Below are 18980 nucleotides of genomic sequence, written 5' to 3'. Positions count from 1 at the left end.
AACGGCTTTTCCTATTATTTCGATAAAAACTTCTCGAGGCGGTCAAGCCCTTCTGTAAGTGTCTCCATGGAGTATGCGTAGGAAAGGCGGAAATAACCCTCACCATATTCAGAGAACGCACTTCCAGGCACAACAGCAAGCTTCACTTCGTTCACGAGCTGCATGCTAAAATCGAATGAAGAAGCTTGTCCACCTGGAATTTTTACAAAAAAGTAAAAAGCTCCTTCCGGCTTAATGACTTCCAGGCTCATGGTTTTTAGCCGGTTGAAAACATACTCCCGTCTAGCTGCGTACTCCTGCCTCATCGGCAATGCATCATCCATACCCTTTGTCAAAGCTTGAAGTGCAGCCATCTGGGCGATAGATGTGGCGCAAGTTACATTGTACTGATGGACCTTAAGGATATGCTTTGCCAGATATTCAGGAGCAAAAAGCATTCCAATCCGCCAGCCAGTCATTGAATGAGATTTAGAAAGTCCATTGATGACAATTGTTTGATTCTTGATGAATTGTGCAATGGAAACGTGCTTCTGTTCATATACCAATTCGCTGTATATTTCATCTGCCAGAACAAAAATATCCTTGTCCTTCAACAATTGCGCGATCTCAGATAATTCCTCCTCATTCAGGCTGACTCCGGTTGGGTTTGATGGATAGGGGAGGACTACGCATCTTGTCTTATCGGTGATCAATTCCTCAATCAGCTTTGCAGTCATTCTGAATTGCGTGTTCCTGATGTCCGCATAAACCGGGATAGCACCACAAAGCTTGATGATTGGTTCATATCCCGGATAAACCGGTCCAGGAATGATGACTTCACTACCCTCATCCAGAATCGTCCTGAATGCGATATCAATGGCTTCACTGGCACCGACAGTAATAATTGTTTCGTTTTCGGCTGAGTAATCAACATCATACTTTTTTCTGTAAAAGGATGCAGCAGCCTCTCTAAGCTGAAGCAATCCTGCGTTATGCGTGTATGTAGTGATATTTTCGTCAATGGCTTTCTTCCCAGCTTCTTTTACATGCCCGGGTGTCGGAAAGTCCGGCTGGCCGATCGTCAAGGAGACCATATCCTTTACGCCAGCGACCATATTAAAAAACTTCCTGATTCCCGATATTTCTATATTCCTGACCCTTTGGTTGATTAAATGTTCCACTTGTTTCATCCCTCCGATTGATTATCACTATTTTACCATGTGTGCTGAAAAAGGTGAAAAAATCATCTTCTGATGGAGGGAAGGTTATTTTTATCGTGCGGCGAATAGTAATTAAGACAAAGAAAAAAAGGGGGAGTAGTCAAATGAATCTGGAGCAGTTGAAACAGCATTATAAGGAATTTGATCAATGGATCTTGTCATTGAAAGGGTTGGCTGAGAACGAATGGCAAAAGCCAGTTTCGGAAGGGAAATGGTCAATCGCTGCTGTAGTCGCACACCTTTTATTCTGGGATAGATATTCACTGGAGGAAAGATTCCCATTCTTCAAAGAAGGAGCTGAACTGCCTTCCTATCCGGATTTCCAGGGAGTCAATGACAGGGCAAGGGAGTATGCTGATACAGCAGGGAAAGAGCAAATCCTTGATGAGTTAATTGAAATACGCCAGAAATTCCATGAAATGCTTGAAGGATTGGAAGAAGAAAACCTCAACGTTTCCTTCAAGATTGGGAAACATGGAATAAGTATTGGTCAGTACTTTGAAGATTTCGCCTACCATGATCTTCACCATCAAAAACAGGTCGACCAGGCTTTAGGGAGAACATTGGTAAAATAAACTATTAAGGCAAACCGTTTTCGGTTTGCCTTTTTCATAAACTAAAGAGTTCACATGGTTCAGCCGATAATAGGTATATAGTACATAATCTATCTAGAGAAGGAAGAGCGTAATGAATGATAGCAGTATTTTATTAGAATCTGGTACAAATGAACTTGAAATTGTAGAATTTGGGATTGGCCAAAATAAATTTGCGATCAATGTGATGAAGGTCAAGGAAATTCTTAATCCTGCACCGGTTGTGGCCATTCCGCATGCACACCAATATGTGAGAGGAATCATGGAGCTGAGGGGTGAGGTGCTGCCTGTCATAGATGTGGCTAAGGCGCTTGATCTCCCGGCCTCAGAGAATCCGCAGCTGGATAAGTTCATTGTCGCGGAGTTCAACCAGCAGAAGACTGTCTTCCATGTACATGCGGTTTCACAAATCCACCGAATTTCATGGGCTCAAATCGAGAAGCCTTCTGAAATGTACCAGGGCCAGGAAAGCCAGGTAATTGGAGTGATCAAACTCGGCGGGGAGATGATTCTTTTCCTCGACTTTGAAAAAATCCTGCTCGAAATCAACCCGGAATCAGGAATCAAGTTAAGCGATGTCAAAAAACTTGGTCCAAGGGAGCGGTCAACGAAAAGAATTGTGGTTGCCGAGGATTCAACGATGTTAAGGAAGATGCTGCATGAAACATTAAGCGAAGCTGGCTTCCAGTATCTTGAATTCTTCGAAAATGGCCAGGATGCCATCTCTTATCTTGAGAATCTTGCAGAAGATGCAGATCGTTTTTCCGAAAAAGTGCAGCTAGTGATCACCGATATCGAAATGCCCCAGATGGATGGACATCATCTGACGAAGAGAATAAAAGAGCATCCCGTGCTGGCCAAGCTGCCAGTTATCATCTTCTCTTCGTTGATTACAAATGACCTGCGCCATAAAGGGAATATGGTCGGCGCCGACGCCCAGATCAGCAAACCGGAAATCAGCCAATTAGTACTGAAAATAGATGAATTGGTCTTATAGACATTTCAGGAGGCTGAGTCCTTTAAAATGTCTAACAAAAGAGGTTTGATAGACAATTCAGCCCTGCAAAATATCTAATAAAATTTAATGGACAGCTCGAAGCAGCAATAGCTGGAAATTGATGGTAAACAGAATTTCGCAGTGGAAAAGACAGTGAAAAAAGAAAGCTGCTGCCCAGCTTTCTTTTTTAAGGATAACGCTCTCCAAGTTTCTTAAAAACGGGTTTTGTGTATTTCCTCGTTCTGCCTGTTTCGGCGGGCTCCTGTGTTTCCTTCAGTCCTGTATAAGAGGATAACAACCGTTTCGCTGTGTTCAATGAAATGGAAGCTTTGGGATTTCTAACAGATTGGTCCAATTTGCCCAAGTGAGGAAGCTCTTCGAAATCCTGCTTTGACGGCGGGATATGGAAGGTATAATCGCCGCAAACGACCAGGACGTCTGACTGCTGCTGGCTGTTTCGAGGGTTATTGGAAAAGTGAAGTCCTGTTTTTTTCGCTTTGCCTTCCCTCAGCATCTTTTTAATCGCATCATGTTTCAGCTGATATAAAAATTTTGGGTTTGGAGCAGTCTTGGCATGACGGTTCACGGTGAAGATCGCTTGGGAGAGGTTCTCGATCGTTGGACGAAGTTGGGGGATTTTGTTCCTTTCATTATTCAATGGGATAGGCTCCTTTCATCTACTATACATCCTATTATACCCTTATTTTGTTTAATTGAGAAATAGAAGCCTATCTCAAACTCTTCATGTTAGTGCATGATGGTTACTCTTGTCCCATTCGGTACTTGTCGGGATAATTCAAGCACATCCCTGTTATGCATCCTGATGCAGCCTTTTGAAACAGCTTTCCCGATGGATGAAGGATCGTTTGTTCCATGAATGCCGTAGCCCAGACGGGAAAGTGAAAGCCACATGACACCATAGGGCCCCCCTGGATTAGGCTCTCTGTTGACTACCACATATTCGCCAACAGGCGTTTGCGTTAGCATTTTTCCGATTCCCACCGGATAGGTTCGGACTGGTTGGCCGCTTCGGTATAATGTCAGCCTTTTGCTTCCCAAAGAAACCCTAATCGAGAAAGGAATCGAATCGGGATTAGGAAGACCAGGTATATTGATCCTTTGCCCCGGATAAATCAAGGCCGGATTTGTAATGGCCGGGTTCGCCGCCAGAACTTGAGCTAAAGTCCGGCGGTAATTGGCTGAGATGATGGCAAGGGTCTCTCCCCTTTTTACAATATGCTGCATGGAATCTCCTCCTCTCCCACAGCTTATGCGAATGGAGGGAAGAGAGTTTCCGGCAAATTTGCGCGTTCGGGCTTTGTCGTTTTTTAGCGAAAAATTGTAAAATTTTCAAATTTAATATCGTTTTTCATTATTCTTAAGGGTAAAATAGGTATATAAAACTATTTCGGAATCATGGACCAGGTACTTAAGTACTTCTGGAATGAGGATGGTTAAATGAATCAAATCAAGCAAGCAAGATTAACAAGAAGAAGGAGCAAGCCAGCTTCAAGGAAAATTGAACAGATGATTTCTGATATCATCTTCAGGCATGTTAAGGACCTGGTTTTTATCATGGAGGTCGAGGCCGGCTATAGGTTCCGATATTTATTTGCGAATGAGAACGGGCTCCACCATGCGGGGATGCTCGCTGCTGATATAGGGAAGACGATGGAGGAGGTATTGCCGCCATATGTTTCTGTTCCTTTGCAGAAACACTATATTAAGGCGGTGAATACGGGTAAGGAAGTTGTTTTCCATGACGAAATCAGTCTGGAAAATGATTTGCTTGTACATGGAGAAACGCGTCTTTCGCCAATTATGGATGAAGAGGGAATCGTTCAATACGTCGTGGCTGTGACCAGGGATATTACCGAAACCATGATCGAGAAGCATCGGTTAATCGAAAGCGAACAGCGATACCGATCGCTTGTCGACCATAACCTGGATGCTGTATTTTCCATTGATCTTAAGGGGAAAATACTGGATGTAAACCCGGCTGCACAGCTGATGACTGGCTATACTGTCAAACAGCTTAAAACGAAAAAAATTACCAGCCTGGTATGCGAAAGTGACCTGCCTCTCTTCCATACTGTATTAGCGGACACAAAGGTTGGTAATGCTAAGGAATCGCTTGATTGCCGTTTCATGGACCGCAAAGGAAAATTCCTGACGGTTCATCTTAAAACGATTCCAGTCGTCATCCATTCTGAGATAAAAGGAATGTATATCATTTTACGGGATCTTTCCGAACAGGCCAAGAGCACGGAATTGATTAAGTATATGGCATTCCATGACCAGTTGACAGGATTGCGCAACAGGCGCGCCCTGCTGGAACATCTTGATGACCTTGTTAAAAATAAGAAGAAGCACGATTCGGAATTTGCGCTTCTCTTTATCGATATAGACAGGTTCAAGTATTTGAATGATACCCTCGGGCATCTTGTTGGTGATCAGATTCTGAAGCAAGTAGCTGAAAGATTGGTAGAGATCCAAAAAGAAAATTGCACTGTATACAGACAGGGAGGCGATGAGTTCGTCATCGTCCTTGAAGATACAGGCAGGCAAATCGCAGGTGAGTTTGCCCAGAAGGTATTGTCCAGATTCAATGATTCTTTTTATTTCAATTCACAAGAATACTACATTACGCCAAGCATAGGCATCAGTCTTTATCCAAATGATGGCAAGGATGCTGAAACGCTCATCAAAAATGCCGATGAAGCACTTTATAGTGTGAAAGAAAAAGGGAAGGCTCATTATCAATTTTACCGGACTGAAATGAATGCAACTGGAGTCAACGTCATTACGCTTGAAGCCCATTTGCGAAAAGCGATTGAACGGAATGAATTAGAGCTTTATTATCAGCCCCAGATCGATTTGGCCACGAAGGAAATTACAAGCTTTGAAGCATTGCTCCGCTGGAATAACAGCGAGCTCGGTTTCATTTCACCAGCAGAGTTCATTCCGCTTGCTGAGGATACCGGTTTGATCATTCCGATCGGAAATTGGGTGATTGATAAGGCGTGCCGACAAATAAAGGAATGGACTGAAAAGGCGGACAAGCCAATCAGGATTGCTGTCAACATATCTCCCAAACAGTTCCTGCAGATCGATTTAGTCAGGATCATCAAAAATTCGATCGAGCAATATAGTATAGACCCTTCTCTTTTGGAAATTGAGATTACTGAGGGTGCCATGCAGGATACGAAGGAAACCATTCCTATCCTGAAAAAATTAAAGGATTTGGGCATCAAAATTTCCGTGGATGACTTTGGCACCGGCTACTCATCACTGAGTTATTTAAAGCAATTCCCTATAGATGTGTTAAAAATAGACCAGAGTTTTATCAGGGATATTAAATACAATGGCAAGGATGCAGCGATCATTACGACGATCATCCATCTGGGAAAAAGCCTTGGGATGGAAGTCATTGCTGAAGGCGTTGAAGAACAGGGCCAAGTCGACTTTCTGGTGGGAGTGGATTGTGAAAAAGCACAAGGCTACTATTTTGCGAGGCCTTTAAAGGTACGTGATGCCGAAGAACAATTCATACTGAATTAAAAAACAAGCAGCCAAACGGCTGCTTGTTTAATTTTGCAGTGTGAACAAGGATAATTCCGGTTGAGATAAAAACCTGAATGGAAGCCTTGTCGTTCCCAGCCCTCTGTTAACGTAAAGTTTCATAGACGGGTTGCTGCCAACGGTATAGAAGCCTTCCACATACTTTTCAGCAAAAGGCGGGGTGACCCAGGGACCATAGAAAGGAATCTGGATTTGCCCACCGTGGCTATGACCGCTCAGCTGTAATTGAATTGGGAATGCGGCAGCTTCATCTGCTTTATCTGGCGCATGGGAAAGGAGGATAGTGTAAGCGTCATGGGGGATCCCTGCCATCGCAGCTTTAATGTCCGGTTGTCCGAGCATGGCATCATCAATACCTGCAATCCAAAGTGAACTGCCATCCAGGAGTGAAACCTTTGCTGAACGGTTTAGCAATAAAGTGAATCCGGACAGTTCCATGATCTCTTTGTAAATTTCCGACCCATATCCGCCATGGTCATGGTTCCCATAAACGGCGAATTTCCCTAAAGGGGCATTTAGTTTGTTTAACATGGAGATGATTTGATTCCTGTCTTGGAAATGCCGAGGATCATCGAGCAGGTCTCCGGTAAAAACGATAAGGTCAGGGCTCAGTTTATTTATTTGCGAAATCAAATCCTCTAACTGTGCCATCGTATATTGGAACCCCACATGTGTGTCGCTGAATTGAATGATTTTCATGCCTTTGAATCCTGCAGGCAATGCGTCATTCTTAAGCTTATGGCGGGTGATATCCAGCATATGAGGTTCTAATTCACGAGCGTAATAATAGCCGCCCGTGCTTAATCCAGCAGCAGCAAAAAGTGTTCCAGCCATCCTTTTTATAAAAGTCCTCCGAGTCATTTGTTCCGACATGAAAATTACCAACCTATCTCCAAATTTCTCTACTATACTAGCAAACATACAATAAAAAATGAAGTGCCATTTTAGGGCAATAAAACGTAAACCAAAAGCGTTAAGGGTTTTTAAATCATTTCAGAAGGGAAGAAGAAGGAAATATGAAAAGGCTTTTGTCTTTAAAATATTTCTGGCCATGTAGAGGTGTTGTCCTTTGAACCACTATGATATGCAGGTTGAAATGATTTTTATTCCTGCCAAAAATGGATATATCAAAGTTTTTGTATATGGGTTCACCAATCTGGGAACCTGGGGGAGTGCTATTGCAGAATTCAATGGACTTTCCGTTTCCGCAAAGGGATTCAACAAAAAGAGGACGGTTGTCCGCTCAATCACCAAATTGCATGAATCCCTTGTGAAAAAAGGCGGCAAGAATGAATAACAGAGCAGAAAAAATAAGGCGGGAAGCGAACTCCAGCCTTATCCATAGCAATTTCCTCATTTGTAACTAACTGCTCTTGACTGCATGACTTTCCAGGTTTCGATGAACTTCTGTTTATTTACAGGTACCTGCTTCCTTCCGGATAAAGGGTCGTTTATATAGACCGTGTTCTCATTGAATCCCACGAGAACGACGGCATGCAGGTCCAATGGAGTTTTAATGACTTCTTTGCCATGCGTCCATGATTCCCAGCGGTCTGGCAGCCGATAGTCACCGGTTGTCCACACAACTACTGGATAGCCGGCAGAAACATGGCCGAGTACTTCATTAAAATCCCTGCCAGTTAAGTTGAAAGCCCGGCCTGGGAGGTATCGGTTGGTCAACTCCACCATTGGTTTATCAAAAACAGCATACCCTGCCTGTCTTCCGGTCATATCTCCTACAAAACCTTCAGCCGGATTGCCCCAGCTTAGGATATCTCCTCTTGCAGTCCTTTTGATTGGATCATTGTCTTTTTTAATTTCCTGGTAAAGCCTCATTTTATCTGTATCAGCTCCGGCGTATTTCAGCATCATCGCCAGGCTGGTCACTTCACATCCATATTTTAGTTCCGGGTTTTGCTTGATCAAGGGTACGTTCAGCAATGCTTTATTCTTTTTAACTGACTGTTGTTGATTAATTGTCGCTTGTTCAGGGGCTGCCTCTTTCTGAATCGGCCTGGGTGTTTCTGCTTTTGTCATTGGTGAATTTTTTGCATTTTGAGTATGCACTTCATAGTCGGCGGGCGAGCCGTGACTGCATCCAAGCAATGGAAGAAGAATGCCGATGAAATGCCACGCTTTCATGTCATCATCCTTCCATAAGCTCTGTTTATAGTTTAGGTCATTGCAGCGCTTTTATAATATGAGGAAAATGGAAACAGTGTAACTGAGGGATTACTCATAATATGATAAAATCATTCATATCAAAATAATGACGATATTTACTGCATGTAATGATGGGGGAGTGGGTGATGTATGGATGCTTTAGATATATTGACGGACCTTGAAAATGTCGTCCCATTTTTTCAGCCGATTTTCAATGCTGAAGAGCACAGAATCATCGGATATGAAATTCTTGGCCGCTATAAAAGAGGAAATGAAGAGATGAGCCTGGGGTCATTTTTTCAGGATGAAACCATTCCAGAAGAGTACCGGAATGAAGTGGATAATGCTGTCCTGACCAAAGCCCTTGAGATTGCTTCCCAGACAGATGACAGGGATATTTTGTGGTTCGTGAACAGGGATGCTGAATTATTGATGATTGATGACGGGGAGCAATTTCTTCAGCTGATTCTTTCATACCGTGAAAAAGGACTAAATCCCGGCCAAATTGTCCTTGAAATTTCCGACCGTCATGAACAGAGTCATTTAGAACATTTATTGAATTACTACAAAACATTTGGAATGAAAGTCGCGATTGATAAAGTTGGAAATGAAAGCAGCCATTTAGACAGGATTGCAGGAATCGAACCCGAAATCCTCAAGATTGACATGTCCTCTCTTAGGTCAACTGCCAGTGGTCCATCCTACCTGGATGTCCTCCATTCACTATCAATTCTGGCTCGCAAAATTGGTGCCACATTATTGTTTGAAAACATTGAAACTTCCTATCAGCTCCAGTTTGCCTGGAAAAATGGAGGAAGGTTTTATCAGGGGTTTTATTTAAGGAAACCGGAAGCAGCCCTGGTTGAAAAAGACATTCTGAAAGACAAGCTTAAAACCCAAATCCATGGGTTTATTTTATCCGAGAAGAAAAGGCTGCATTCATTTTTTGAGTTGCGGAATGAATTGCACTTGAAATTCAATGAATTAATCACACGGAACAAGAGGTCCGATACAGAGGAAATGCTGATCACATTATCGAAAAACCTTGAAGGAATCGCTTTTCGTATGTATATATGTGATGAGGATGGGTTCCAGTTGTCGCCAAATGTTTATAATTCAGGCGAAAAGTGGATTCTTCAGCCTGAATACCTGAATAAAAACTGGAGCTGGAGACCTTATTTCCTTGAAAACATTATCAGAATGAGAACAGGGAAAAAAGGAATCTTATCTGACCGGTACAGTGACATTGAATCAGGTGAGGTCATCCGAACGTTCTCCCTTCCATTAAACGAAAAGGAGTACTTGTTTGTTGACTTAAGTCCGTATTTCCTGAATGAAAAAGAAGGTTTATTTTGACAAAGGAAATGACGAATAGCAATCCGGAATAAGCACAATTTATATATATAGCCTTCTAAAAAAGGGGGATTCACATGAGTATATATACAACTATGCTGCTGTTGGCGGGAGCGGGAGTGCTAGTTGCCGGACTTTTTTATACCTGGTCCTTTGGCAAGGCACAGAAAAGGGCGCAAGGGAATCTTGATACCCAGGTCCCGGGAGCAGTACAAGAACACGCTTATATACGCAATCCGATTTTCTTAACCTATATCATTGTTCTTTCACTTGTATTGTTGTTTATCGTCTATTTCGCGGTAACAAGTGCAGGTTATTAACCTCCTGATGGGGGTTATTTTTTTTGTAGTCAGAATCAATGTTCATGAATCGTGGGGTACAGAGGAAAAAAGCATCATCTTGGAATTTCCTTATAAACTTACAATTTTTTCGACTTTTGCGTTAGTTCGCGTGTGCGGAGGGTAAAATGGAAATAGAAAGCAGCTTTTTATGTCAGATACTGATGTTATTTTGCGAATGAATTACATCATCCAATAGGGAAAATGTTGGTAAAATTGTATGTACTAGCCACCATAGAAAAGGGGGAGGAAAATGGACAAGCTGTCTAGACTATTATTTTTATTCAGTATGTTTCTTGTGTTGCTTGTACCGGTTCATGCTAATGCCCAATCTGAATTGAAAGGGCGGGAGCAGGTGTTTGAATTTCTTGGCAAGGCATTTGAATCCCAGGTTTCCCTGAGTGAAAAAGGAAGGACCATGAAGCAGGTGGAAGCGGTGCTCGATCCTTATTTTACCGAAGACTATAAATCCCAGTTCATTGAGGAAAACGTGATAGGACAGGAAAACCAGTACCAGACGTATGGAACGGATTTTGCTCCATACTACATTCCGTTTTACGCATTCTCAGATAAAACGAAGGTAGTGGATATGGAGGATGCGATCTATGTTGTTGAATTTTTCCCGGGCAATGGTGAAGGGCCAGTAAGCTACGATGATCACTATGAGGGCCTGAAGCTTGTACAGGAAGAAGGAAACTGGAAGGTTGCAGATTATTTGTATGACGAGATTCCTGAGGAAGTAATCAATAAAGCATATCCTGAGAAAGCCAAGGCCAAACAGGCGGAATCAACCGAAAAGGATCGCTCAAGTGCTTATGAAGGGAACTTTGTAACTGGACCGAACTTTTCGATGCTGAAAACCTTCATGGAGCTTGGCGTCATTTTCAAAAATGAAAACAGGACCTTGCTGTTTGGGTTATTATAAGATTAAAAAGGGTGTTCCCGAAAAAAAATGGGACACCCTTTTTGCTTCTTCAGCTTTGTTAACTGCTTCTCATTCGTCTATATTCAGTACTTGTTTCAGTCTTTCCAGGTCAAAGCCTGTGATGACTTCATCGCCTATGACGATCGTTGGAGTTGAGTAGGAATTGTATTGCTGTGTCAGCTCTTGCCTGCTTTTTTCGTCCTCGTGAATATTTCTCTCTTCATAAGTGAAGCCAAAATCTTTCAGGAACATTTTAATGATGGTGCAAGGCGGACAATCATTCTGGGTGTATACGATGATGCCGGTCATGTCAGCGGCTTCCTCCATTCTTTTTCTGAAAATAATGTGCAAGCCCCATGGCGCTTACATTGATGTCAAGGTGGAGCAGTTCGTAAATCGGGTGATTCTCATTGAGCCCCTGCTCTGTTAGGTGGGCTTTTATTTTACCATAAATGGTCCTGGTAATTTCCTGGACCTGCTGATCTGGGTGGATTTCTTGTGAGACAGCAAGCTTAGCTTCCTCCAGGAATACCTCAAGCCATTCCTCAACCTGTTTGAAAACAGCTGCAGGATTTTCAGACATCCCATAATGACCAAAGAAAATCCGTTCAATTCCCAAATCTTTATATCTCCCGATCGAGTGCCGCATTTTCTCTGGATCGAATTGATTTGGTGAAGTGGATGGAAGATAGAATTCAATTCCCTCCCTATATAGCTGAGGGTAAAAGATCCCGGCAGTATCGCCCGTAAAGACCCCTTTGAGAGCAGGATGGTAAATACTGAAATGATGGTTCGCATGCCCGGGAGTATCGAGGAATTCAAGCTTCAGGCCATGACTGATCTCAAGGGAATCGCCATCGCCCTTGACCACCAAGCGTCCTTCGGGAATGGGAATGATGGGATCAAACAATTGGTCGAATTTCTCTCCATAAACCGCTTTGGCCCCCTGTATCAAACGGGAAGGATCGGCCAAATGACGAGCCCCCTTTGGATGGACGACTACTTTTGCATTAGGGCATTTCTGGAGCATAAGTCCTGTTCCCCCGGCATGATCCAAATGGATATGGGTTACGATTATGTATTGAATATCGGCAGGTGTAACATTCATTGATTTCAGGCCATCAAGGATATGGGGAATGGAAGGACTTGCAGAAGTTTCAATCAGTGTAAGTTCATCTTCCATTAAGAGGTAAGTGCCTGTGCGTTCAGCAATGGACAGATCGTAATCATCAATCAGGAAAAGCTTTTCAGATAGTTGGACAGGTTTTTTCAAAAAAACACTCCTTTTCATAAGCTTTTACTTGTACATCGTCTGACAATATTTTATTCTGTTAATATTGACATGTAAAGAATTACGTATGAATATTCTGAAATCATTTTACATGGATATAAATAGGCCAATTGCGAAATCTATTTATAAGTTAATTGGTTTTTCTTGTTTGAAAGGAGAGGGAACAATGTCACAGCTTCAAGGAATTATCACCCGTTTAAAGAATCTGCAAGAGCAGTCCAATGGAGGAGAGCCTGCTCAACGCTTTTTTGAAGTAAATGGTGAGCGTAAATGCCAGGTTACATACCATCCGAAAACAGAAACGTACGAATTGGAAATATACAATGATAAAGAAAAGCCGAAGAAATACCAATTTGATAACATCGACATGATTACAATCGAGATTTTTGATTTGATTCAATAATCTCCTTGTAATGTGCTGCAGAATGAGAAAAGGACCCCCTGTGGTCCTTTTCTTGTTTAAGATTGTTACTTATAATCTCTTTGATACAGTGTAAACTAAATAAAAGCACCCTTACCTGATTTATGTTAAAATGAAATGGAAAGAAATCCATTTTAGGGAGTTTTCGCCATGATAAGTCTTTACAGCGGAGAGTTTTTGGAATTAACCATTAAGGACCTGATGATTCCTTCCGAGCGCGTTGCCCATGTGCAAGTTGGCAATAGTCTTGAGCATGCCCTTCTGGTTTTGACAAAGAGCGGCTACACCGCGATTCCAGTCCTCGATCCCCACTATCGCCTTCTGGGTTTAATCAGTACACCCATCATAATGGATTCCATCCTTGGCCTGGAAAGAATCGAATTTGAACAACTGGAAAGAAAACGGGTTGAAGAGGCAATGAATAAAAAAATTCCCAGGGTCAATATCCACTCCAACCTTCAATCTTCTCTGGATCTTCTTGTTGACCATCCATTTTTGTGCATCGAAGATGAATCTGGTATTTTTGAGGGGATTTTGACAAGGCGGACAGTTTTGCATCAGCTGACAAAGCATGTCAAAAAGCAAAATAAAAGATAAATGACAACAGCTCCCGGCTTCGGGGGCTGAATTTTTTACGTATAGAGGTGAAAGTATGGGACAAGCGGGGAATCCTCAGCAAAATGAGGGAAAACGGGTGACAAAGCGTCCCTATGTACTTGCGACAGTCATGCTTGCTATGTTTATGGGGGCAGTTGAAGGAACCATCATATCAACCGCTATGCCAGCCATTGTTGGCGATCTTGGGGGTTTTGCACTATACAGCTGGGTGTTCTCGGCATATTTATTGATGAATGCTGTTACAGTCCTTATTTATGGTAAGCTTTCCGACCTTTTTGGAAGAAAGCCGATTTTGACTTTTGGGATTATTGTGTTCCTGATTGGGTCAATTTTATGCGGTACGGCGGAAACAATGGAGATGCTTATCCTGTACCGTTTTATCCAGGGTTTTGGTGCCGGGGCTGTCATGCCAATCGCCACTACAATTGTAGGGGATATCTACACCAGGGAGGAACGGGCAAAGATACAGGGGTATCTTTCCAGTGTTTGGGGGATTTCTGCCGTTTCAGGACCAGCTCTCGGTGGACTTATTGTTGAATATGCGAGCTGGAGATATGTTTTCTGGATCAATGTTCCACTAGGAATACTGGCAATTGCCGGGCTTTGGCTTTATTTGCACGAAAACATCGAGAAAAAGAAACAACAGATCGATTATCCAGGGGCCATCCTGCTGACAGCGGCCATCAGTTCATTGATGATTGTCCTGGTGGAGGCGGGAACGAATTGGGCCTGGACCTCGCCAAAAACGATTGGATTGATTGCCCTAAGTGTATTGGCCTTTATATTCTTCATATTCCAGGAACGAAGAGCAGCCGAACCGATGATGCCATTTAATATCTGGCGGGAGAGGTCAATTTTTATAGCCAATATGACATCTCTTACTACAGGAGTTATGTTGATAGGCATATCGAGTTTCCTCCCGGCGTTTGTCCAGGGTGTAATGGAGAGGTCGCCGATTGTAGCAGGCTTCACATTAACGGCCATGTCTATAGGGTGGCCAATCGCAGCAGCAGTCGCGGGGCGCCTCCTGTTAAGAATAGGCTATCGCACGACATCTTTGTTTGGAGGGGCTTCTTTGATTTTCGGAAGCATTCTTTTCGTTACGCTTACGCCGGAAGCCGGACCGCTTTGGGCAGCAGCAGGCTCATTCTTTGTCGGAGTCGGGATGGGGCTGACGAGCACAGCCTTCATTGTGTCGATACAAAGCACTGTTGCGTGGCAGCAGAGGGGCATTGCGACAGCTGCGAATATGTTCATGAGAAACCTTGGAAATACAGTGGGTGCTGCCCTTCTTGGCGGCGTACTCAACAGCAGCATAATCTCCTACATGAAAAGGAACGGTGCTTCTGATCAGGATTTTTCCATCGATACTGCTAACGTCCTGCTTAATGAGGCTGACAGGATGAAATTGCCAATCGAATTGAAAACGGTCCTCCAGGATGCTCTGACAAACGCACTGCATTCTGTTTACATTGTTGTCTTGGTCTTTGCGGTGATCAGTATGCTGTTCATCCTATTCATGCCAAAAAAAGAAGAAACTGCTGAGTGATTTGAATTTTTCTGTGTGATACTCTTTTCGTCATTGAGATTACAATCTTTGATATAGTTAAGAAGGATTAATTAAAATATAAGATAAGCAAAACTTATAAAGAGGTTTTACTATGTCATCAATATCCGAATTCCATTTATTATCTGTGCTGGCTCAGGAAATGAATATGAGGAAGGCGGCGGAAAGATTATTTGTTTCCCAGCCTGCTATGTCGCAGCGCCTGCAGTCTATTGAAAAGGACTGGGGAGCCAAGCTTTTCCTCCGCTCACAGAAAGGGCTGACACTTACACCGGCAGGGGAAATCGTCGTCCAATTTGTGAATGAAACGATCAATCGGGAAGAAAAAGCGAGGGAATCCATCCATGCATTAAATTCAGAGGTATATGGAACCCTTAAAATAGCCGTGGCGTCCATTGTCGGACAAAACTGGCTTCCTCAGGTCTTGAAGAAATATGTGAACCGATACCCTCAGGCAAAGATTTCACTCGTAACAGGATGGAGCAGTGAAATCTCAAAAGCATTGTATGAAGACCAGGTCCATATAGGCATCATTAGGGGTACACCTGACTGGAAGGGTGTCAAGATCCATTTGTTCAAGGATAATCTTTATCTGGTCGATACCGAAATCACCAGCCCAGAGCAGGTCCTGGAAACGGACAGGCCGTTCATCCAGTTCAAAAGTGATTCAAATTACTACCAGGAAATCCAGGATTGGTGGCTGAGGCAATTCCAGACAGCACCAAGAAGGACGATTATCGTGGACCAGATCGAAACATGTAAGCAGATGACATTCAATGGAATTGGGTACGCTATTCTGCCGGCCATAACCCTGAACGGAGCTGAGAAGGATATATTCAAGGTCCCGCTCCATGACGAAAATAATGAACCGCTTGGCAGGGACACCTGGCTGCTTGGGTATGAGTCTGCATTCCAGCTTAAACAGGTTCAGGCATTCATCGAAATCGTGAAAGAACATATAGTGGACTCAAAACAGAATGATAAATAGTTTTTCTTGTTTTCGACACTTTTGTTTGTTAAAGTAATTTTTAGAAAATGGTTGTTTTCATCTAGCCCGCTTTACTGTGAGCAGGTTGAGAAGAACCTCGACAATACATATCTGGAGGTAAAAAGAACATGAAAATGATGGATGCTAACGAAATCATTTCGTTTATTCAAAATAGTAAAAAGGCTACACCTGTTAAGGTATACCTCAAAGGTGATCTTGAAGGAATCGAATTTGGCGAAAACACAAAAACGTTCATTTCCGGAAACACTGGGGTCATTTTTGGTGAGTGGGCTGAGATCAACCCGGCTATTGAAGCAAACCAGGCAAAAATTGAAGAATATGTAGTAGAAAACGATCGCAGGAACTCAGCGATTCCTTTGCTTGATATGAAGAATATTAAAGCTCGTATTGAACCAGGTGCGATCATCCGTGACCAGGTGGAAATTGGCGACAATGCGGTCATCATGATGGGCGCTTCCATCAATATCGGTGCTGTCATCGGTGAAGGCACGATGATCGATATGAACGTGGTCCTTGGGGGACGTGCGACAGTCGGCAAGAACTGCCACATTGGTGCTGGTTCCGTACTTGCGGGTGTCATCGAGCCGCCTTCAGCCAAGCCAGTCGTTGTTGAGGATGATGTTGTAATCGGGGCGAATGCTGTTGTTCTTGAAGGTGTAACGGTTGGAAAAGGCGCTGTTGTAGCTGCAGGCGCGATTGTCATTGATGATGTTCCTCCATATACAGTCGTAGCTGGAACTCCGGCACGCGTCATCAAGGAAATCGACGAAAAAACAAAATCAAAAACTGAAATCAAGCAAGAGCTTCGCCAGCTTTAATAGCATGCGAGAAAGCGTGGATCCTCAATCCGCGCTTTCTTTTATAAGGGGGGATTACTCGATGGATTTTGATTCTTTCATTAAAATTAGAAGAGACTTGCACCAAATTCCTGAACTAGGCTTTAGGGAATATAAAACACAGGCCTATCTGCTGGATTATTTGAGCCGGCTCCCACAAGAACGTTTGGAAATCAAAACGTGGGAGACCGGAATCTTTGTCAGGGTCAAAGGTGGGAATCCGACAAAGACGATTGGTTACAGGGCTGATATAGATGGACTGCCGATTACCGAAGCAACAGGTCTCGAATTCGAATCCACCCATACAGGACAAATGCACGCATGCGGCCATGACCTTCATATGTCAATTGCGCTTGGGCTGATCACTCACTTCGTCAACCAGCTACTAGATGATCATTTGCTTTTTATCTTCCAGCCTGCTGAAGAGGGGCCTGGGGGAGCGGAGCCGATGTTAAATACGGAAATCATGAAGGAATGGAAACCGGATATGATTCTCGCGCTGCATATCGCTCCGGAATATCCTGTCGGTACCATTGCTACCAGGGAGGGGCTCTTGTTCGCCAATACTTCTGAATTGTTCGTTGATTTGGCAGGGAAAGGGGGGCATGCTGCGTACCCTCACCAGACCAATGATATGGTGGTGGCTGCGTGTGCCCTTGTTACCCAGCTTCAGTCGATTGTTGCCCGCAATATTGATCCCCTTGATAGTGCAGTTGTAACAATAGGGAAGATTACCGGGGGGACCGTACAGAATATCATTGCTGAAACAGCAAGGATAGAAGGGACGATCCGCACCCTGTCCATTGAATCGATGGCTAAGGTGAAAGAAAGGATCGAGGCGCTTGTACATGGGGTTGAAGTAGGGTATCAATGTAAAACTGCGATTGATTATGGTGCCATGTACCATCAAGTATATAATCATGAAGAATTAACGCGGGAATTTATACAATTTGCAGAAGGCAACGAGCAAGTCAATGTTGTTGTTTGCAGGGAAGCGATGACTGGCGAAGACTTTGGCTACATGCTGAAAGAAATACCTGGATTCATGTTCTGGCTCGGAGTAAACTCAGGATATGGATTGCATCATGCCAAGTTGAATCCGGATGAAAATGCCATCGGGACAGCAATTGACTTACTTACAAGGTACATTGAATGGAAAGGGAAAAAATAATGTAAAATGGGCTGGCTTTCTGCCAGCCCTCTTTTTGTTTAATAGCAGTATGATCGATAAGTCCTAAATCAGTAAACAGCTTTACGTTATTATTTGGTGCAAAACATGGATGGTGATACACTAATATTCAGACAAAGGAATATTTTCCGCTGAACCCGTATATAAAATGCATCTTTGAAAGCACATAGGGCCTGGCATATGTTAGGTCTATTAGTTCTAACCACTGAACTGTTTTTTACAGCTAATCCTAATAGAGAGAGGTGCCAAATATGAGATTACGTGAACCAATGCCTGAATTGACAGGAGCAAGTGAATGGCTGAATGGTGAAGTCACAAGAAATCAGCTGATCGGTGAAAAGCCAACCCTCATCCACTTCTGGTCCATCAGCTGCCACTTATGCAAGGAAGCGATGCCTCAGATTAATGAATTTCGCGACCTTTACCAAGGCAAGCTTAATGTCATAGCTGTCCATATGCCCCGGTCAGAGAATGACTTGAATCTTGAGGAAATCAAGAAGGTAGCAGCAGACCACAGCATCACCCAGCCTATTTTCATTGATAATAGTCATAAGCTTACGGACGCTTTTGAAAACCAATATGTCCCCGCATACTATGTTTTTGATAAAGATGGCAAGCTTAGGCATTTTCAGGCGGGCGGCAGCGGCATGAAAATGCTAGAAAAGCGTGTGAACCGTGTCCTTGACGAAATGGAAAAAACGGAAGAATAGAAAGCAAGAGCCGGCTGATGCCGGCTTTTTATTGTCCGCTTGTATCTGACTATTCTTACTGACAAAAAAATTAAAAAATTCTTAAAAAAGGCTGGAAAAATATTTCGAAAGCCGATATATTAATGTATACGTGCCTTTTGTTTTTGCTAACCTTTTCCAAAAAAACAGAGGTTCTTACGATTCTCTATT

Annotated in this window: 21 protein-coding genes; 14 read left to right on the top strand and 7 right to left on the bottom strand. The window is 43.1% G+C overall.

Translation table 11 applies throughout. From position 1 onward, the window contains the following. Window positions 1–14: 14 nt before the first annotated feature. Window positions 15–1160 carry an aminotransferase A gene (locus EJA10_RS07060; protein ID WP_125479389.1) on the bottom strand — a complete coding sequence of 382 codons (1146 nt, stop codon included), beginning with the start codon at window positions 1158–1160 and terminating at the stop codon, window positions 15–17. A 143-nt stretch (window positions 1161–1303) separates the two neighbouring features. Here EJA10_RS07060 and EJA10_RS07055 point away from each other — a divergent pair, with 143 nt between their 5' ends. Next, window positions 1304–1774: a DinB family protein gene (locus EJA10_RS07055; RefSeq protein WP_125479290.1), complete on the top strand. Its 471-nt coding sequence runs from the start codon at window positions 1304–1306 to the stop codon at window positions 1772–1774. Between the two features lie 112 nt (window positions 1775–1886). Next, window positions 1887–2789: a chemotaxis protein gene (locus tag EJA10_RS07050; RefSeq protein WP_125479289.1), complete on the top strand. Its 903-nt coding sequence runs from the start codon at window positions 1887–1889 to the stop codon at window positions 2787–2789. Window positions 2790–2976: 187 nt separating this feature from the next. Here the strand turns inward: EJA10_RS07050 and EJA10_RS07045 are convergent, their stop codons facing one another. Beyond that, the gene (locus EJA10_RS07045; protein ID WP_125479288.1) at window positions 2977–3447 is read right to left on the bottom strand and encodes a YkyB family protein; all 471 of its coding nucleotides are present in this window, start codon (window positions 3445–3447) and stop codon (window positions 2977–2979) included. Window positions 3448–3536: 89 nt separating this feature from the next. After that, window positions 3537–4034: a L,D-transpeptidase family protein gene (locus EJA10_RS07040; RefSeq protein ID WP_125479287.1), complete on the bottom strand. Its 498-nt coding sequence runs from the start codon at window positions 4032–4034 to the stop codon at window positions 3537–3539. A 213-nt stretch (window positions 4035–4247) separates the two neighbouring features. Here EJA10_RS07040 and EJA10_RS07035 point away from each other — a divergent pair, with 213 nt between their 5' ends. Continuing rightward, window positions 4248–6350 carry a sensor domain-containing protein gene (locus EJA10_RS07035; RefSeq protein WP_211340540.1) on the top strand — a complete coding sequence of 701 codons (2103 nt, stop codon included), beginning with the start codon at window positions 4248–4250 and terminating at the stop codon, window positions 6348–6350. Between the two features lie 27 nt (window positions 6351–6377). Here EJA10_RS07035 and EJA10_RS07030 read toward each other — a convergent pair whose 3' ends face one another. Further along, a complete protein-coding gene (locus EJA10_RS07030) occupies window positions 6378–7244 on the bottom strand; it encodes a metallophosphoesterase (RefSeq protein WP_125479286.1) in 867 nt (288 codons plus the stop codon). Window positions 7245–7440: 196 nt separating this feature from the next. Between EJA10_RS07030 and EJA10_RS07025 the strand changes: the two genes are divergently transcribed. Continuing rightward, on the top strand, window positions 7441–7668 hold the full coding sequence (locus EJA10_RS07025) for a hypothetical protein (RefSeq protein ID WP_246017708.1): 228 nt from the start codon (window positions 7441–7443) through the stop codon (window positions 7666–7668). A gap of 56 nt (window positions 7669–7724) precedes the next feature. Here EJA10_RS07025 and EJA10_RS07020 read toward each other — a convergent pair whose 3' ends face one another. After that, window positions 7725–8513, bottom strand: a complete 789-nt coding sequence (locus EJA10_RS07020) for a C39 family peptidase (RefSeq protein ID WP_125479285.1) — start codon at window positions 8511–8513, stop codon at window positions 7725–7727. Window positions 8514–8684: 171 nt separating this feature from the next. Here EJA10_RS07020 and EJA10_RS07015 point away from each other — a divergent pair, with 171 nt between their 5' ends. From EJA10_RS07015 to EJA10_RS07005, 3 genes are all read left to right on the top strand, one after another. Further along, window positions 8685–9890: an EAL domain-containing protein gene (locus EJA10_RS07015; protein ID WP_125479284.1), complete on the top strand. Its 1206-nt coding sequence runs from the start codon at window positions 8685–8687 to the stop codon at window positions 9888–9890. A 74-nt stretch (window positions 9891–9964) separates the two neighbouring features. Then, on the top strand, window positions 9965–10207 hold the full coding sequence (locus tag EJA10_RS07010) for a hypothetical protein (RefSeq protein ID WP_125479283.1): 243 nt from the start codon (window positions 9965–9967) through the stop codon (window positions 10205–10207). 271 nt (window positions 10208–10478) lie between these two features. Next, window positions 10479–11150 carry a DUF3993 domain-containing protein gene (locus tag EJA10_RS07005; protein WP_125479282.1) on the top strand — a complete coding sequence of 224 codons (672 nt, stop codon included), beginning with the start codon at window positions 10479–10481 and terminating at the stop codon, window positions 11148–11150. Window positions 11151–11219: 69 nt separating this feature from the next. Here the strand turns inward: EJA10_RS07005 and EJA10_RS07000 are convergent, their stop codons facing one another. Together EJA10_RS07000 and EJA10_RS06995 are read right to left on the bottom strand one after the other, a co-directional pair. Beyond that, window positions 11220–11459, bottom strand: coding sequence for a glutaredoxin family protein (locus tag EJA10_RS07000; RefSeq protein ID WP_125479281.1), 240 nt, complete (start codon window positions 11457–11459; stop codon window positions 11220–11222). A 1-nt stretch (window position 11460) separates the two neighbouring features. Beyond that, window positions 11461–12423, bottom strand: coding sequence for an MBL fold metallo-hydrolase (locus EJA10_RS06995; protein WP_125479280.1), 963 nt, complete (start codon window positions 12421–12423; stop codon window positions 11461–11463). 184 nt (window positions 12424–12607) lie between these two features. On the opposite strand from EJA10_RS06995, the gene EJA10_RS06990 reads away from it, so the two are divergent. The 7 genes from EJA10_RS06990 to EJA10_RS06960 all read left to right on the top strand — a co-directional run bounded on the left by EJA10_RS06990 (window position 12608) and on the right by EJA10_RS06960 (window position 18791). Next, the gene (locus tag EJA10_RS06990; protein WP_023627836.1) at window positions 12608–12844 is read left to right on the top strand and encodes a YkuJ family protein; all 237 of its coding nucleotides are present in this window, start codon (window positions 12608–12610) and stop codon (window positions 12842–12844) included. Window positions 12845–13012: 168 nt separating this feature from the next. Continuing rightward, window positions 13013–13459, top strand: coding sequence for a cyclic-di-AMP-binding protein CbpB (gene cbpB, locus EJA10_RS06985; RefSeq protein WP_125479279.1), 447 nt, complete (start codon window positions 13013–13015; stop codon window positions 13457–13459). A 55-nt stretch (window positions 13460–13514) separates the two neighbouring features. Beyond that, the gene (locus EJA10_RS06980; protein WP_125479278.1) at window positions 13515–15029 is read left to right on the top strand and encodes an MDR family MFS transporter; all 1515 of its coding nucleotides are present in this window, start codon (window positions 13515–13517) and stop codon (window positions 15027–15029) included. Between the two features lie 112 nt (window positions 15030–15141). Beyond that, entirely contained in the window at window positions 15142–16035 is an 894-nt protein-coding gene (locus EJA10_RS06975) for a transcriptional regulator CcpC (protein ID WP_125479277.1), read from the top strand. A 128-nt stretch (window positions 16036–16163) separates the two neighbouring features. Further along, window positions 16164–16874 (top strand): 2,3,4,5-tetrahydropyridine-2,6-dicarboxylate N-acetyltransferase, encoded by a 711-nt coding sequence (gene dapD / locus EJA10_RS06970; RefSeq protein WP_125479276.1) that lies wholly within the window; start codon window positions 16164–16166, stop codon window positions 16872–16874. A 61-nt stretch (window positions 16875–16935) separates the two neighbouring features. Next, a complete protein-coding gene (locus EJA10_RS06965) occupies window positions 16936–18063 on the top strand; it encodes an N-acetyldiaminopimelate deacetylase (RefSeq protein ID WP_125479275.1) in 1128 nt (375 codons plus the stop codon). A gap of 269 nt (window positions 18064–18332) precedes the next feature. Then, a complete protein-coding gene (locus EJA10_RS06960) occupies window positions 18333–18791 on the top strand; it encodes a TlpA family protein disulfide reductase (RefSeq protein ID WP_125479274.1) in 459 nt (152 codons plus the stop codon). Window positions 18792–18980 lie beyond the last annotated feature (189 nt).

Source organism: Mesobacillus subterraneus (assembly GCF_003937825.1).
In the GTDB taxonomy this organism is placed as follows: domain Bacteria; phylum Bacillota; class Bacilli; order Bacillales; family Cytobacillaceae; genus Mesobacillus; species Mesobacillus subterraneus.
The sequence above is the reverse complement of the archived record's forward strand: the minus strand, read 5'-3'. Positions and strand labels throughout refer to the sequence as shown.